The 16,666-nt window shown below is 46.2% G+C and carries 11 protein-coding genes; 5 read left to right on the plus strand and 6 right to left on the minus strand.

Annotated features, from left to right (window positions below; all coding sequences use genetic code 11):
• Window positions 1-3 precede the first annotated feature (3 nt).
• The gene (ygeW, locus tag ACMHKJ_RS04155; protein WP_413492237.1) at window positions 4-1,191 is read right to left on the minus strand and encodes a knotted carbamoyltransferase YgeW; all 1,188 of its coding nucleotides are present in this window, start codon (window positions 1,189-1,191) and stop codon (window positions 4-6) included.
• Window positions 1,192-1,781: 590 nt separating this feature from the next.
• On the opposite strand from ygeW, the gene ACMHKJ_RS04160 reads away from it, so the two are divergent.
• A complete protein-coding gene (locus tag ACMHKJ_RS04160; RefSeq protein WP_413492239.1) occupies window positions 1,782-3,689 on the plus strand; it encodes a sigma 54-interacting transcriptional regulator in 1,908 nt (635 codons plus the stop codon).
• A gap of 71 nt (window positions 3,690-3,760) precedes the next feature.
• Here ACMHKJ_RS04160 and nfsB read toward each other — a convergent pair whose 3' ends face one another.
• A complete protein-coding gene (nfsB, locus tag ACMHKJ_RS04165; protein ID WP_413492241.1) occupies window positions 3,761-4,414 on the minus strand; it encodes an oxygen-insensitive NAD(P)H nitroreductase in 654 nt (217 codons plus the stop codon).
• A 122-nt stretch (window positions 4,415-4,536) separates the two neighbouring features.
• Here nfsB and ACMHKJ_RS04170 point away from each other — a divergent pair, with 122 nt between their 5' ends.
• Window positions 4,537-4,908, plus strand: coding sequence for a winged helix-turn-helix transcriptional regulator (locus ACMHKJ_RS04170; protein ID WP_413492242.1), 372 nt, complete (start codon window positions 4,537-4,539; stop codon window positions 4,906-4,908).
• A gap of 146 nt (window positions 4,909-5,054) precedes the next feature.
• On the opposite strand, the gene xdhC is transcribed toward ACMHKJ_RS04170, so the two are convergent.
• From xdhC to xdhA, 3 genes are read right to left on the minus strand one after another with little or no spacing between them, the layout of a single operon-like run.
• Entirely contained in the window at window positions 5,055-5,534 is a 480-nt protein-coding gene (xdhC, locus tag ACMHKJ_RS04175; RefSeq protein WP_413492243.1) for a xanthine dehydrogenase iron sulfur-binding subunit XdhC, read from the minus strand.
• Window positions 5,531-6,409 carry a xanthine dehydrogenase FAD-binding subunit XdhB gene (gene xdhB / locus ACMHKJ_RS04180; RefSeq protein WP_413492244.1) on the minus strand — a complete coding sequence of 293 codons (879 nt, stop codon included), beginning with the start codon at window positions 6,407-6,409 and terminating at the stop codon, window positions 5,531-5,533. The genes xdhC and xdhB overlap by 4 nt, the downstream gene beginning before the upstream one ends.
• Before the next feature lie 5 nt (window positions 6,410-6,414).
• Window positions 6,415-8,721: a xanthine dehydrogenase molybdenum-binding subunit XdhA gene (xdhA, locus tag ACMHKJ_RS04185; RefSeq protein ID WP_413492245.1), complete on the minus strand. Its 2,307-nt coding sequence runs from the start codon at window positions 8,719-8,721 to the stop codon at window positions 6,415-6,417.
• Window positions 8,722-9,666: 945 nt separating this feature from the next.
• On the opposite strand from xdhA, the gene ACMHKJ_RS04190 reads away from it, so the two are divergent.
• Together ACMHKJ_RS04190 and ACMHKJ_RS04195 are read left to right on the plus strand one after the other, a co-directional pair.
• Window positions 9,667-10,128 carry a hypothetical protein gene (locus ACMHKJ_RS04190; RefSeq protein WP_413492246.1) on the plus strand — a complete coding sequence of 154 codons (462 nt, stop codon included), beginning with the start codon at window positions 9,667-9,669 and terminating at the stop codon, window positions 10,126-10,128.
• Window positions 10,125-13,967, plus strand: a complete 3,843-nt coding sequence (locus tag ACMHKJ_RS04195) for an FKBP-type peptidyl-prolyl cis-trans isomerase (protein WP_413492247.1) — start codon at window positions 10,125-10,127, stop codon at window positions 13,965-13,967. The genes ACMHKJ_RS04190 and ACMHKJ_RS04195 overlap by 4 nt, the downstream gene beginning before the upstream one ends.
• 596 nt (window positions 13,968-14,563) lie before the next feature.
• Here ACMHKJ_RS04195 and ACMHKJ_RS04200 read toward each other — a convergent pair.
• Window positions 14,564-15,193 carry a response regulator transcription factor gene (locus tag ACMHKJ_RS04200; RefSeq protein WP_413492248.1) on the minus strand — a complete coding sequence of 210 codons (630 nt, stop codon included), beginning with the start codon at window positions 15,191-15,193 and terminating at the stop codon, window positions 14,564-14,566.
• A gap of 405 nt (window positions 15,194-15,598) precedes the next feature.
• On the opposite strand from ACMHKJ_RS04200, the gene ACMHKJ_RS04205 reads away from it, so the two are divergent.
• Complete coding sequence (locus tag ACMHKJ_RS04205; RefSeq protein WP_413492249.1) at window positions 15,599-16,597, plus strand: LacI family DNA-binding transcriptional regulator; 999 nt, start codon at window positions 15,599-15,601, stop codon at window positions 16,595-16,597.
• The last annotated feature ends 69 nt before the right edge of the window (window positions 16,598-16,666 follow it).

Raw genomic sequence — 16,666 nt, forward strand, 5'->3', positions numbered from 1 at the left:
GGATTACAAAATACGTTTACGTGCGTTTTTCAGCAGTTGCTCAAGCACGACGGCAGGCTGCGGGAATTTGCGGGCCAGGATCATGGCGGAGATAATATATGGCTTCCAGCTCGCTTCTTTGTAAGTGGCGATACGGTATTTCTCAAATACAGCTTCTTCCACTTCACCCTCTTTACAGGAAACGCCGGAGATATCCGCAGGCAGACAGTGCATATAGAGTGCTTCGCCGCCTTTGGTCAGCTTCATCATCTCTTCAGTACAGTGCCAGTCTTTGTGATTGGCATTCTGTGCCAGGCAGCTCTGTTCCAGCGCTTTCAGACCGTCATGGTCATCCGCACGAAGCAGACCGGTGCGGGCTTCCATGACTTTGTAAGGAGCCCAGGATTTCGGATATACGATATCCGCATCTTTGAACGCTTCAGCCATAGACGTCACTTGTTTAAAGCTGCCGCCGGACTGTTTGGCATTATTTTTTGCCACATCAATCACATCAGGGATCAGGTCATAACCTTCCGGATGCGCCAGAGTCACATCCATACCATAGCGGGTCATCAGACCGATAATGCCCTGCGGAACAGAGAGAGGTTTACCGTAACTTGGTGAATACGCCCAGGTCATGGCGATTTTTTTGCCTTTCAGATTTTCCAGTGACCCGAAGTGCTCACGTAACCAGGCCAGATCCGCCATTGATTGTGTCGGGTGGTCGATATCGCATTGCAGGTTAACCAGCGCAGGGCGCTGCGGCAGTACGCCTTCTTCAAAACCTTCATCCAGCGCGGCACCGACCTCACGCATGTAAGCATTACCGGCTCCGAGGTACATATCGTCACGGATACCAATCGCATCCGCGCAGAAAGAGATCATATTCGCGGTTTCACGCACGGTTTCACCGTGGGCAATCTGCGATTTTCCTTCATCAAGATCCTGCTGAGCCAGACCGAGCATATTCAGTGCGGATGCATAGGAAAAACGGGTACGGGTGGAGTTATCACGGAAAACAGAAATACCAAGGCCATTCGTGAACACATTGGTTGCGATATTATCGGCACGCAATCCTTTCAGCGTCGCAGCAATATCAAGCACCATCGTCAATTCATCCTGACTCTGCTCCCAGGTGAGTAAAAAGTCTTTTTGATGAAGATTCGATTTCAGTCTGGCGATATCTTTCAATAATTCATTAACGTTTTTCATCTTTAAATCCTATGTGAAATGGCCGGTGACAATTGAATATGCAGTGAGACGAAGGCATTTCTGCATCTGTACTCTGACTATTAACAATAAGCATGCCAGGTAAGCCCGTAAGGTGGGTTTTGGTCTGAATACAGGATGAAGTTGCGAGGATGGTCACAAATATAAGGGGGTTTTAGATAGCTTATGTCTGACAAATGCGAATAAAAGTTATTTTCAGTAACGACAGAACAGGGTCAGAATCAGACAGGTGAGAGGGCAAAACAGAGGGAACGGGGCCAGAATGATAAAGTCAGTGCGGTGATTATCATATTGATAAAATAAAGTGATCACGCTTGCATTTTCATTATCAAAGCTAAAGAAAAGTGTGATTTTCGTACATGTGTTAGAGTTTCGGCGGGAGATATCTGGCAATGTGCAGTTACGTTATACCCTTATTCATTCAAACTGCAGGTTCGTTGGCGGAACGACGCCGGCCGGCATCCCGAATGACGTTGGGTATACACTATATAACTATAATAAAATCATTAAATTACCGCGTTATGCACTTTCTTTCATATTATGTCATTTGAAGAGCATAGGAAGTCGTAAGCATGATCACTGAAAAATCACTGTCTGTGCTGATGCAGATACAACCGACGATCGTTCATTTCAGCAAGATGCTCGCCAGCGTGCTGCAACTTGATGTGGAGATCGTCGATGACAAACTGACAAGGATTGCCGGAACCGGGCTGTTTAATCAGCATCTGGGGCATCGTCTGACGAACAATTCGCAGCTTCTGCGCTATGTACTGGAGACAAAAAAGGAAAAAATTGTCACCCATTCCTGTTTTGATCCCCTGTGCCTGAATTGTGAGGATAAAGATAACTGTAAGGAGAAAGCCTTTATCGGTACGCCGATCATTTTTCAGGATCGCTGTATCGGTGTGATTAGCCTGGTGGCGGTCACATCAGAACAACAGGAACGGATCCGCGATAATATTCACGATTTCTCGGATTATGTGCAGCATATTTCAAATATTTTTGTCGCTAAACTGCTGGATGAACAAGAAGGTCGCAGCGGGGCGCAAAAAGTCTTACTGAGTCTGATTGAATTTATGGATCAGGGCGTATTGATCCTTGATGATTCTAATCATCTGAAGTTTGCCAATCCTCATGCACTGAAAATTCTCCATATTCCGTATGAAAAAATCTCAGGCAAAATTGTAACCATCCGTCCGCTGACTTACTTCAAGAGCCTGAACAGCGGGCATTTACAGCACATTGTGTCATACGATGGTGAGAGCAATATCATTATCGGTCAGTTGCATGTGGTGAATGGCTGTCAGATGTTCCTGATGGCATTTCATCAGTCTCATGCGGCGATTGATATGAGTGAGGCGCGTCAGGGTGAGAACGGATTATTTATTGAGCATCTGGTCGGGAAGTCCGAACCTGTCCGCCAGCTCAAACACCTGATTTCCCGTGTGGCACCCAGCCCGTCGAGTATTCTTATTACCGGTGAAAGCGGCACAGGGAAAGAAGTGGTGGCGCGCGCCATCCACAAGCTGAGTAACCGCAGCGAAAAACCGTTTATTGCAATTAACTGTGCCGCCATTCCTGAGCAGTTACTGGAAAGTGAGCTGTTTGGTTATGTGAAAGGCGCGTTTACCGGGGCATCCGCCAACGGAAAACAGGGGCTGATTCAGGCGGCAGACAAAGGCACTTTATTTCTTGATGAAATCGGGGATATGCCGCTGCTTGTTCAGGCGAAATTGTTACGGGCAATCGAATCCCGCGAAGTGCAGCCCATCGGGTCAAGCCGGACCATTCCGGTGGATATCCGCATCGTGTCTGCGACCAACCAGAACCTGGAGCAGTTTGTCAGTGAAGGCAAATTCCGGGAAGATCTCTATTACCGTCTCAATGTTATCCCGATAGCTCTGCCGCCGCTGCGTGAGCGCTATGGCGATGTGGAACTGCTGGTACATCATTTCCTCAATGTGCATACCAAACGCCTCGGATTGGTGTATCCGGGTATTTCGGATGAGGTGATGGCGGTGATTAATGCCTGGCCGTGGCCGGGTAACCTGCGGGAGCTGAGTAACCTGATGGAATATCTGGTGAATGTGGTGCCGCCGGGCGAAGTGATTGATATCTCACTGTTACCGCCGAACTTTGCGAAACATGCCGGACAAACAATAAATGCACCGGCGTTGCCGGGTCAGACTGGCGGGGATGTGTATCAAAGCGACATAACTATTCCGGTTAAAAGTATTCCGGTTAAAAGCATTCCTGTTAAAACTATTCCGAACAGCGCCGTGCCACTCAGAGGTATTCCGCCGCTGCCGGCAGATGACCCTGTATTGCACGGGGAAACTATGCTGGAAGAGATGGAAAAGCAGATGATCCGCGAAGCACTGCAACGTTATGATAATAAACGTCAGGCGGCGGAAGAGTTAGGGATAGGGATAGCCACACTGTACCGGAAGATTAAAAAATACGAGTTATCAGCAGACTAGCTATGGGTGCTGATACAAAAAAGCCGCCGGATTTTACTTTCGAGCGGCTTTTTTACTGTTAAATCATGCTGTTAAATTATGGAGATAATCTGCTCTTCCGGAAAACGGGATTTTGGCAGGGCGGCATTGAAATCATCCGCACTGCGATAGCCGAGAGACACAACGGCAACCGGGGCTAACCCTTTGGCAGACAAACCAAATTCATTATCCAGCGTACCAAAATCCATACCTTCCATCGGTACAGCATCTACTCCCAGAGCGCCGGCACCCAGTAACAGCGCACCAAGGTTCAGAAAGGTTTGTTTTTCCAGCCAGTGCGGCAAATCACCGAGTTTTTCCTTATGGTAATTGACAAAGAAATTCCGTCCGCCGTTATTCATTGCTTTGTGCTCTGGTGTGGCAAAACGTCCGTCTTTGTCTTCCTGCTCCAGCACGGCATTGATATGGGCGTCATCAATATCTGTTTTTGCACACAGCAGCACAACATGGGAAGCCTGTGTAATTTTCGCGGTATTAAATTCATAGCCCGGCTGAGTGGATGTGGCAATACGCTGCTTGCCTTCCTCTGTTTGCGCAATAATAAAATGCCATGGCTGGATATTGACGCTGGACGGGCTGTAGCGCAGCAGGGTTTTGATATCTTCCATAACATCCGCGCTGATTTTCTTTGCAGGATCAAATGATTTGGTGGAGTAGCGGTGCATTACAGCCTGTGTGATTGTCATAACGGGATCCTTGTTGATTAATGTGTGCTGGTTAACTTGTGTTGCTGATTTTTCAATGGTGCTTATCATAAGCTATGATATGTTTTTAACAAGTACGCACATTTTTGGTATATAGGTACAAAATGGATACTGTAAAAAAGACCCGCTACGAGTCATACGCTTATGAAGCCTGTCCGGTGGAAGCATCACTGGAACTGATGGGCGGAAAAGGGAAAGGGATGATCCTTTATCATCTGATCAGCGGAACTAAGCGGTTTAATGAACTGAGGCGGCATCTGGTGTTTATCACACCGCGTATGCTGACAAAGCAGTTGCGTGAGCTGGAAGCCGCTGAACTGATCCACCGCAAAGTGTATCCGCAAGTGCCGCCGAAAGTGGAATACAGCCTGACGGCAGCAGGTGAATCACTGACGCCGATATTACTGATGCTCAAAAGCTGGGGAGAAGCGCACGCGCTGCCGGTATTGCTGAAAAAACAGATGCCGCAGCCCTGAAACCGGCCGCGGCATTCTATTTTATACCCTTATTCATTCAAACTGCAGGTTCGTTGGCTACGCTCAGCCAGCCGGGTCACATACTTCTGTATGCTCCCCGTCTATCTTCCCTTGCCGCCTGCCTGCATCCTGAATGACGTTGGGTATCACTGATTTTTCTGAAGTTTATCGGCTGCGTCTGCCACCATCTGATAACCGGTACAGCGGCACAGGTTACCGGCAAGTCCGTGGCGGATCTGGCGGATAGTCAGGGGATGCCCCTTATGTTTCTCCAGAAGTCCGGTGGTCATCATAATCAGCCCCGGTGTGCAAAACCCGCACTGTACGGCACCGCTTTCTGCATAAGCCTGCTGCACTGCTGAAGGTTTGCCGTTCTTCATTTCACCTTCCGCCGTGCGGATCTGTTTTCCGTCTGCCCAGACAGCAAGATACAGACAGGTATCGATAGCCACATCATCAATCAATACCGTACAGGCACCGCATTCACCCACAGAACAGCCATGTTTCACGCTGATCAATCCCTGCTCCCGCAGAACATCAGACAGCCTTGCTGCCGGAGAGACTGTCAGCTCGCGTAATTTCCCGTTCAGCGTGCAGCTGATGGTTATCCACTCTTTCATATTCATGCGATTTTTTCTCCCAGGTGCTCAGCCGCCGCGCGGATCACCCGTTCACTCAGAACACGGATGAGATGTAAGCGGAACTCTTTTTCGGCGCGCCATGAGGTGCGCGGTGCAACATCCTGCTCAATGGCCTGACTGACGGCTTTCAGTGTTGCCGCTGTGACCGGTTTTCCGACAGCTGCCGCTTCAGCGTGTTCACAGCGCACCGGCGTGGGTGCGGCAACACCAAAGGCAAGGCGCAGTTCTTCAAAGCGCCCGTCGCGGATATCACACAGAGCCGCACAGTTGATTGTGGCAATATCCATCGCACCACGCATGGCGTATTTATAGCTTGCCGCACCTTTGTTTTGGTAATTCTCCGGCGAAAAATGGAAGGCAACCAGCAGTTCGCCCGGCTCAAATGCCACTTTTCCGGGACCGGTATGGAAGCCGCGCAGTGGTCTGCGCCGGATGCCGTCCGGTGTGGCTATCTCCAGCTCTGCCTGATAAATCAGGGAAGGGCAGGCGGAGTCACCGCTGGTGGCACCGTTACAGATATTTCCGCCGTAAGTTGCCACATTGCGGATTTGTGGTCCGGCAATGGTTGCCGCCGCTTCACTCAGTGCAGGAAGGCACTGATTAATCAGCGGGCTGTCAATCAGTTCGGAGAATGTTGTGGCGGAGCCTATCCGGATATGACCGTTATCATCAGCGCTTATTCCGCGCAGTGCCGGTAAATCATGGATATCCACAATATGACGGAAGCGCTCATTCAGGTGATGTAACTGAATTAAGACATCTGTTCCGCCTGCCAGTAGTTTTGCCTGCGGGTTCTCAGCAAGCAGGGCAACGGCATGAGTGATGCTCCGGGCGCGTTTGTAAGTTTCAAAATCATACATCGTCATTATCCCCTGATTAGCCCGGCGTTGACAAATTCACGGAACAGCCGTTTTGGTGTCATCGGAATTTCATTAATGGAAATACCTGTTGCCATCCGGATGGCATTACGGATAGCGGCAGCCGGGGAAATAATCGGCGGCTCTCCCAGTGATTTATGACCATAAGCGGATTGCGGCTCGTACGTCTCGACAAAACCGCATTCCAGATCCGGCAGATCAACCATGGTCGGCATTTTGTAGTCGAGCAGATTAGGGTTATGAACAACGCCGGATTTTTCGTTGATCAGCATCTCTTCAAACAACGCCCAGCCGATCCCCATTCCCATCCCGCCGTGAACCTGACCGGTGGCCAGTTGCGGGTTCAGGATCTGACCGGAGTCATGCATATTAATAATGCGGTTTATTGTCACCTGACACATCGGGATATCGACCGTGACATCAACGAACGTACAGCCGAATGCCGGCGGATTAGTTTGTGTCTTATAAGAGGATTCTGCGGAGAGCTGTCCGCCGATTTCCTGATGATAAAAACTGTGCATTGCGACTTCGGCAACCGTGGTAATGACGATTTCCGGTTCTGCTTCCAGAACAACATCCCCGTTGAGGATTGTCATATTAAAGGCGGCCTGGTGAGTCATCAGTGAAGCATGAGCCAGGATCTTCTGCCGTAATGTCAGTGCCGCCTCTTTCAGTGCGGGAGCTGTAACATAACTCTGCCGTGACGCAAACGCACCCGGGTCAAATGGCGTGATATCGGTATCCTGTGTGGAAATTAACTGAATGGTGCTGACGGGCACACCGAGGGTTTGCGCGACCATCTGGGAAAATACCGTATCAGATCCCTGCCCGATTTCGGTTGCACCGACCTGCACATTGATGGTGCCGTCCTGGTTCATCAGCAGGCGCGCACTGGCAATTTCCACGCCGACCGGATAGGTGTTGGAGGAATAACTGAAGCAGGCAACACCGACGCCCCGGCGGATATCGCCTCTGGTTGCCAGCGCCAGCGCTTTGCGTTCATCCCAGCCAAACAGTTCTCTTCCCTGCTTCAGACATTCAATTAAGCCCGCGCTGTAAATCGTTTTTTTATTGACCGGGTTGCAGTCTCCGGTTTGTGCCGCATTACGCAGGCGGATCTCAACCGGGTCGATATTCAGTTGTGCGGCGGCATCATCCATCAGGCATTCAAGTGCGAATGTAACCTGTGGCGCGCCATAGCCGCGCATAGCCCCGGCTGCCGGGAAATTGGTATACACAGTTGCTGCGGAATAACCGTAATCGCAGCGGGGATAAAGATACGGGATTTTATTTCCCCCGGCGGAAGCAATGGAGTGCCCGTGAGAGGCATATGCGCCGGTATTGGATATCACATCCAGATGATAACCATTAAGCGTGCCTTCTGCGGTCAGCCCCATTTGCGCATCGATATGGAAAGCATGACGGGTGCGTGTGGCAAAAAAGCACTCTTCGCGGCTCAGTTCCACTTTGACCGGGATCCCGCCGAGTTTGAGTGTCAGCCAGGCGGCCATCGGTTCTTCCAGAACATCCTGCTTGTTACCAAAGCCGCCGCCGATATACGGCTTAATCACACGAATGTGTGACCAGGGCACATCCAGTGCCTGCGCGACGACCCGGCGGACAATATGCGGGATCTGTGTGCTGGATACGATAGAGATTTTATGATCATTTTCCTGCCATGCGTAGCAGGTAACGCCTTCCATATGGCAGTGCTGGACGACCGGTGTATCAAAATGACCACGGAACTGATACGGCGAACGGCTGACGGTCGCTATTGCACTCTCTGCATTAATGGATGTGCGTTTGAGCAGGTTACCACCGGCATGGATCGACGGTGCATCAGCGGTCAGTGCCGCTTGTGGTGAGGTAATCACCGGCAGTTCGTCATAAGTGACTTTCACCCGCATGGCCGCTTTTTCTGCGCTCAGTTCATCACGGGCAACCACAATAGCCACACCGTCGCCGTGGTGGCGGACATGTCGGTTGAGTAGCAGGCGGTCAGCCACATCGCGTTTGGCAGGCTCCAGTGACCAGGCGTGTCCGGCGGTCGCAAACGGGATTGGCGGTACATCGTCACATGTAAAGACGGCAACCACGCCCGGCATCGCGAGCGCCTCTGCGGTATCAACGGAGGTGACTATACCGTGTGCAATAGTGCTGCGGACATATTTGGCGTAATGCATACCCGGCATGGGCATATCATCGGTATAGCGGGCACGCCCTGATGTTTTACTCAGAGCATCGACGCGCAGGTAAGGTGTACCCACGGCGTGTTTTCCGACTGCTTCAGACATTATTGTTTCTCCGGCTTTCAGGAAAATAGTGCATACCTGAAAACAAGCAATAAATACGCCAGCAGGGAAAAATAGCGTAATTTACAGAGGAATTTGTGACTAAGGTAAAAAAAATAAGGCGGAGAGCGGCAAAACGTCAGTTTATTTTCCGGCGCTCTCTCATATTGAGAGAGAAAATACCGTCATTATTGATAATCCGGCACTAAGCAGAGACATAATGATAATCCATCGTTTGATAGCGATATCAGTCATATTAAGCGTAATAAACCTGATAAATCCTGCTAATTTTAAATTATGTACAGATAATGGCTTTATCATTAAATAATAAGGAAAATAAGCAGGTAAGGCGGAACACAAGCGCTGTCGCATAATTAAGAAAAAAGAGATAACACACATAAAATATTCATTTATACTCCGGCTGAGAACTCAGGATAACATCAGGTTGCGCACTTATCCTGTAATCATCGTAATGCTTTCAGATTTACAGCAGAGTTGTCTGTGGCGGTTAATCGATTTTATTCGTGGATAAGATATAATAGCCCATCGGGGATAGTTTCATTTTTACGTTCTTTTTTGGACGTGTACACATACCCTGATACATGTTTTTATTAATTATTACAGAATTTCCGGCAATTATCCGGAACGTATCCTGTAAAATAAATTGGCTGATTTATGTTCTCGGTCTGCTACAACGGACCGGCAGAGCAGAATAATAACGAAGAAAAATTGTTAGCGCGATAAGCATGAAAATTCAGATTGTGCGGCTGTGGTAAGGTGTTCGGATAACAAAAAACGAATAATTCAGACTCACCCGCGGCGTAATGTATGTTATATAAGCCTGAGTTGTGACAGGTTAGAGTTTATTTTCAGAAGCTCTGGCTATACAATTGGTGCCTATTTTTGCACAACGCAGCAGTGGCCAAATTATTTCTCTAAGGTGAAACTATGTTATCCAAGACAGCACTGAACAAAATGACGGGGATACTCCTGTTAGGAGGCGTGGTAACCCTGTCAGGTTGTTCATTATATACTCCGCCTGCCCCGGCACCAGTGGCACAACCGGTTCAGCCGGTTCAGTCTGAGCCGGTGAGAACATCAGCACCTTTGCCAAGGCCTGAATTGCAGCACTCTTCCGGACCGATCTCCCCTGAGCTGAGTATGTGTGTAAAAGAACTCGATTCACTGAAAACCATTTCACCGAAAGACTATAGTCAGATGGTGTCTGCGTTCAGTGAGATCAGCCAGATCAACGGACTGTATCGTCAGCTTGAAAAAACTGCCAGCCCGGATACGCTTAAACTGTTGAAAATGACTGTTGAAGCGAAAACCAAAGTCCTGTGCGCGCAGGTTCGTTACTACTCTGTTCTGTCTATTGAGAATACCCTGGAGAAGGTTAACGGGTTATGAGACTGAACATTAGGTTGTGTATTACGGTAGCATTGTTTGCAGTAGTACAACCGGCAACGGCATCTGAATTTAATCAGGTTATAGAAGATTTTGATCGTTATATTCAGACTGAGAAAGACTCAGGCAGTTTTCCTGCTTCCGTCCGGCAACCTAACAAGTATCCCGCTTCGCGGGTTGACCGGGCTCCGGCAGTAAAATCTGTGGGGAAAACCACCGGGTCGTCACGCAAAGGCACTCAAAAAGTGTCCCGCGCAGAAAGAAATTCTGTCCCGCCGGCGTCTGAACGCGCAACACGGACAGTGAGTACTCAGAAAGCGGAAACAACAGCCCCGGCAATTTCTGTGCCGGCACAATGTGAAACCATTGTGGTTAAGGAACCGGTTGTTGTAACCAACCCTATTCCTGTCGGATACCCTCAGTGGTCACCGGCTTATCTGGTTCGTGACAGCCAGAAATGGAGCGGAAAACACAAGGGGTTTGTTTTCTCACCAATCCCCGGACGCCAATCCTCCTCACTTATTCTCACACCGGAAATTATGTTCTCCATGTTGGGTGAACCTTTCCGTTCAATGACTTATTTCTCAGAACTGCCGCTGACTGTGGCCCGTGTGCTGGAACCTGAAAACTGGTTTAAGCCGACGGATGCACAGAAACAGCTGCGTCTCACCCGTATAAAACTACAGGATGTGAGCCGTGAACTGGCGGCATTGAACGAAAAGTACCAGCAGGTTAAGCGCGACTATGATGATTCCCTCATTGAGATTGCGAAAAACGAGATGGCGTTAAAATCGCTGACTCTGGCAAACAATGAGCTTAAAGTCGCCGCAGAAGGTGGTAATACGCAGTTAGCCGCTGAACTGGATCAAAACAGAAAAACGATTGATTCACTGAATCAGCAGATAAGTGAAAATTTATCACGCTACGGGCAGTCAGAAAGTCAGATTACGGCACTGACCGGTGAAAAAACAGAGTTGGAAAAACAGATTTTATCTCTTAATAAAGAGAAAGAACTGTCAGATAAAAATATTGCATTGCTGGAAAATAAAAATGCCGATGTGGCAAAAATATCACAGCAACTTATTGAATTAGAAAAAAAAGTTGCTATCCGGGACACTGAGAAATCAGCACTGACTGAACAACTTTCGCAGAAGAATGCGGATAACAGTAAACAAACGGAGTTACTGAAAGCAGATTTGCTGGCACTTACCGCAGAAAAAAATGCGTTGGATAAACAGATAGCAACACTGACGGCTGATAACCTTTTGTCAGAGAAAAATCTGGCTCTGTTGCAGGACAAAAATGCCGACATGGCAAGCGTCTCACAGAAACTGACCGGGCTTGAGAAGCAGCTTGCGGTTCGTGATGCAGAAAAAGAGAACCTGACGACTCAGTTACGTCAGCAGGCGGCAGATAACAGCAAGCAGAGCGAACAGCTGAAAAAAGAGTTACTGGCACTGACTGCCGATAAGACGCTGTTAGTAAAACAGATTGCACAACTGAATACAGATAAAGTCCTGGCAGAGAAAAATATGGCTCTGTTACAGGATAAAAATGCCGATATGGCGGCTGTTACGCAAAAAGTGACCTCGCTGGAAAAACAGTTACAGCAGCGGGAAGCGGATAAGCAGCAACTGACTGAAAAAGTGCTGGCGCTGACAACCGATAAAACAAAAGAAAGTGATGCCCTGAAACGGGATTTACTGGCACTGACGGCAGATAAAGCCGGGCTGGAAAAACAAATTACCGGGCTGACATCAGACAGCGCTGCGGCAGAAAAAAATATTGCTCTGTTGCAGGATAAAAATGCTGATATGGCAAAGGTATCGCAAAAGCTTACTGAGCTTGAAAAACAATTGCAGACACAAGAAGCTGAAAAACAGCGGCTTACTGCAAAACTGCAATTACAGGATACTGAAAACAGCAAACAGAATACACAGTTGAAAACCCGTATTGCAGCATTAACGACAGAAAAAGCAACACTTGAAAAACAGGTTGCACAGATGAGTACGGATCAAAATCTGTCGGAAAAAAATATTGCCTTACTCAGCAGCAAGAATGCGGATATTGCAAAAATATCACAGCAACTGGCCGCGACTGAAGAAAAATTAAAACAAAGTGATACGGAAAAATCGTCGCTGACAGCTCAACTGGCCAGCCGCGGAACAGACAGTGATAAACAGAGTGCTCAACTGAGAAAAGAGCTGATTGCTCTGACAGCGGATAAAGCCGGGCTGGAAAAACAAATTACAACGCTGATGGCGGATAACGCAGCATCAGTAAAAAATGTCGGATTGCTGAATAATAAAAATGCAGATATGCAGAAAATGACGCAGCAACTGGCTGATTTAAATAAACAACTTCAGGCAAAGGATGCTGAAAAGCAGGTGCTTGCTATGCAGTTGTTACAAAAAACGACAGATAGCCAGCAACAAAATTCGCAGTTGAAGAAAGATGTGTCAACGCTGACAGCCGATAAAGCTGTTTTGGCTGAGCAAATTGCCCGTCTGACGGAAGAACAGACTCAGGCCGGCAAAAATATCATGCAGCTGAATAGTAAAAATGCAGATATGGCAGCAGTCACTCAAAAACTGAGTGCGCTGGAACTGCAACTGAAACAGCGTGATGCTGAAAAACAGGCGCTGGCAGTACAACTGGCAGATCGCAGTAACGACAGTGATAAACAGAGCGCACAGCTGAAAAAAGAGCTGGCAGCACTGAGTTCGGATAAAGCCGGACTGGAAACACAGATTGCTCAGCTGACGGCAGATAAAGAGCGTTCTCGGAAAAGTATAGCTCTGCTGAGTTCTGAAAAGACGGATATGACCAATGTCTCCGGTCAGTTACAGGTGCTGGAAAAAGAATTACAGCAGCGCGATGCTGATAAGCTCAAGCTGATGGCACAGTTACAGAGCAGAGAAGTTGAAAATGTCCGTCAGAGCGACAATCTGAAAAAAGATCTGGCCGCACTGGCTGTTGATAAAGCGACACTTGAGCAAAAAATTGCTCAGTTGACCGCCGATAAAAAAGTGTTATCAGCAAAAGTCTCCGGTTCAGAAAAAGAGAGCGGAACAATACAGACAGATAATGCTGAGCTGAATAAGAAACTTGCTGCTGAGCAGCAGCGGGTTGCCCAACTGGATAAAGAGTTAAAAGAAAAAGCGCAGCAGGTTGAAACCTTAGCTAAATCTGATGTGGCCTTAGCAAAGTTGAATACGCAACTGGATAATCAGAAAAAACAGCTGGAAGATAAAGATGCCGAGCTGGTAAAAGCCACAGCGAAGCTGAAAGAGAATGCAGATGTAGCCGCTAAATATACGGCATTACAGAAAGAGATGGATAAACAGAAAGCCGATATCAATACACAGCGTACGGTTAATAACACGCTGAATACGAAGATAGCTAAAGAAGAAGAAAAAAATAAAGCGGTTACTGCGTATACATTCCAACAGGTTGGCGAGCTGAATAAACGGAAAAATAAAGAGCTGATAACCCGGCTGGAAAGCCAGAAGTACGAAAAAATGTCACCGGATGTCTATTTCCGTGTGACAAAGCAGGGGCAGAAAAATAAAGCCCTGAAAGGTAAAACAATTACGTTTGCTATGCGTGAAGAGCTGACAGATGGCTCAGTAACAGTTTCTCATGGTAAAGATGCACCTGCGGTGGTTCCGTTTAACGAGCTGCCGGGAGATTTAGCGAAATTTGTTTCTCTTGCCGGTGTCGGCGGACAGGTTGATGTTTATATTAAACCAGAGGGTGGCTACGGTGTTGAAGGAATTGAAGGTCAGATCCCGCCAAACTCAATGTCGATGATTACGCTGAATGTACTGAAAATTGAATAACGTATGTATAAAGATATAAAAAAAGCATCCAATGGATGCTTTTTTTATATCTGATGATCCGGATAGCTGAGAATCTCTGCGAAAATGAAAAAATTAACATGACATTATTGAGTTACTGAATACGTTCTCAAAAGAGAACAATATTATTTTGACATGATAAATAAGCAGAAGATTTGAAGGGGAACTTAGCAGACAGCCATCCTTTGTTACGCATAACCGGCGTAACAAGGTCGGGTGTCAAAATTGTAACAAGATACTAAAATGCGTAATTAAATATAAATTTATTATCTTGGATTTTTATTTATTTAAGGCAAAAGCAGTATCATAAAATTAGTTTTTCAGACTATATCACTATTACAGTATGTACTAACAGCGCATACATAACGCAGATACGTTTAGTGTGTTATTTCGTTACTAATTGTTGTAATAAGTAAAATAGTAAGTTTTAGGTGGGATCACGGTTAATATACCTGATCCCACATTGACGGAGATATGCCAAAGACAGTTAAGTGAATTAGACAAGAGTAAAAATATAAAATCATCGGTATGTTATTTTCTTATAAATAACGGAATATAAATAATAATATCAATCTAAATCAGATAGAATCGGAATAATTTTTGTAGAAATCGTATTCCTGGACAAGCTGAGGTAACGATTTAATACGCAATTTGGTATACATATTAGAACGATGAACTTCAACGGTACGCGGAGACAGAGACAGTTTCTGTGCTGCTTCTTTGCTGGTATTTCCATCCAGGATCATATCCATAACTTCTTTTTCGCGTGCGGATAATTTGCTGAATTTATCTTTAAGTCGTTGATAAGTATGGTATTTGATAAGGCTTTTTTCATATTGACCAAATGCATCATGAATTGCATTAACTAACAATTCAGAATTAATTGGTTTTTTAAAGAACTCCAGTACACCGGCTTTGAAGGCACGGCGGCAGGTTTCAAAAGAGGGATATGCGGTAATAACAATCGTCGGAATAATACTTTTCAGGCGTTTAAGTTCATCAATCAGATAAAATGCTTCTGCTGAAGATTCGCCGACTTCCAGAATAATACATTCGCGGGCATGCTCTTTTGGTGTATTAACATAGTATTTAAGAAAAGCCTGCTCAGATGAGTAGGATTTTACTTCACAATTCATATCGTCGAGCATGAAGTTGATATTGTTGCTTGGCAGGTCCGCACAGTTGATCAAATGAATAACGGCATCCATAAATAACTCCTTTATTAAAATAGGATACTGAAATAAAAAGGTATTTGCTGATAAAAATACACGGGTGTTAAATTTACCTAAGTTTATCTACGCACTACTTGTATTGTAGACAAGATAACTTCAATAAAATGTTTAAATACATAAGAAAATTTCATTTCCTAATCAGTGTGCAGTCTTGAATAAAAGTGATGATAATGTGGTGTTTTTTCTTATTTTAAAGATAAAAAACAATGTGTTATATCTGGTCTGGTTTCTCTTAATTATAGGTCATTACGCTGTTTTTGTGAAACAAATATTTACATTTACTCTTGGGGTTATAGTGCTGATATGTTATAAATGATTGCTCATACTTTTCTTTATCTTTCTTACTACAGAAACTTACACTTATTTTCTACTGATAATAATATGGCATCACTTAAAGATGTTGCCCGACTGGCATCAGTATCTCTGATGACAGTATCGAGAGCGATAAATAACCCTGAGTTATTGAAGCCTGACACTCTGAAACAGGTTCAGCATGCTATTGACGTTCTGAATTATGTACCTGATTTATCAGCCCGTAAAATCAGGGGGAAGAGTACAAAACTGTCAGGGTTAGGTGTCCTGGCGTTTGATACAGCGTCGGCCCCTTTTTCCGTAGAGCTTCTTCTTTCTGTTGAACAATGCTCCAGAAAATATGGGTGGAGCAGTTTTGTTGTCAATGTTTCATCACAGGATGATTTAACTAACGCTGCCAGACAAATACTGTCTCAAAGGCCTGACGGCATTATTATCACCAGTATGAAGCTGCGCGAAATCGAGATCCCTGAATTATTACGTGATAAAAATCTGGTATTAACGAATTGCTTTGATTCATCTGATGATTCATTACCGGCTTATATTCCGGACGATTATCATGGTCAGTACAATGCAACTAAATACCTTATTTCGCAGGGATACCGTCATCCACTCTGTCTCTGGCTGCCCGCAGAGTCTGTCTCTGCCGGTATCCGCCGTGATGCTGTTCAGGATGCCTGGCAGGATGCACAATTATGTCCGGATAACCTTATCCAACACAATATCAGACACCCTGATACACAATACCGCGACGCTATTTCGCTGATTGAGCGGTATTGCCCTGATAATAAGCCGCTATTTGACAGCATTATTTGCGGAAATGACCGCATTGCATTTATCACCTACCAGGTCTTGTTAACCCGCGGGATACGCATTCCTCAGCAGATTGGTATTCTTGGGTTCGATAATATGGCGGGTATTGGTGAGTTATTTTATCCGCCACTGACAACAATCCAGTCACCTTATTACCAGTTAGGTGAAGCTGCTGCATTACATCTTATTGAAGAACGTCAGTCACAGGGGCGTGTTTATGTGCCTTGCCGCGTTCTGAACCGGGATTCACTCTGAAACCCGGTTAGTCTCAAAATGTTACTTTCTTTGCTGATATTCCGGTTAATTTTATTTATTAACCGGCGG

It is taken from the genome of Morganella psychrotolerans, from assembly GCF_965118875.1.
Taxonomy (GTDB): Bacteria; Pseudomonadota; Gammaproteobacteria; order Enterobacterales; family Enterobacteriaceae; genus Morganella; species Morganella psychrotolerans_C.

Coding starts and splice junctions, on each gene's coding strand:
- ygeW (WP_413492237.1), bottom strand. CDS start 1,191: ATGAAAAACGTTAATGAATTATTGAAAGATATCGCCAGACTGAAATCG.
- ACMHKJ_RS04160 (WP_413492239.1), top strand. CDS start 1,782: ATGATCACTGAAAAATCACTGTCTGTGCTGATGCAGATACAACCGACG.
- nfsB (WP_413492241.1), bottom strand. CDS start 4,414: ATGACAATCACACAGGCTGTAATGCACCGCTACTCCACCAAATCATTT.
- ACMHKJ_RS04170 (WP_413492242.1), top strand. CDS start 4,537: ATGGATACTGTAAAAAAGACCCGCTACGAGTCATACGCTTATGAAGCC.
- xdhC (WP_413492243.1), bottom strand. CDS start 5,534: ATGAATATGAAAGAGTGGATAACCATCAGCTGCACGCTGAACGGGAAA.
- xdhB (WP_413492244.1), bottom strand. CDS start 6,409: ATGTATGATTTTGAAACTTACAAACGCGCCCGGAGCATCACTCATGCC.
- xdhA (WP_413492245.1), bottom strand. CDS start 8,721: ATGTCTGAAGCAGTCGGAAAACACGCCGTGGGTACACCTTACCTGCGC.
- ACMHKJ_RS04190 (WP_413492246.1), top strand. CDS start 9,667: ATGTTATCCAAGACAGCACTGAACAAAATGACGGGGATACTCCTGTTA.
- ACMHKJ_RS04195 (WP_413492247.1), top strand. CDS start 10,125: ATGAGACTGAACATTAGGTTGTGTATTACGGTAGCATTGTTTGCAGTA.
- ACMHKJ_RS04200 (WP_413492248.1), bottom strand. CDS start 15,193: ATGGATGCCGTTATTCATTTGATCAACTGTGCGGACCTGCCAAGCAAC.
- ACMHKJ_RS04205 (WP_413492249.1), top strand. CDS start 15,599: ATGGCATCACTTAAAGATGTTGCCCGACTGGCATCAGTATCTCTGATG.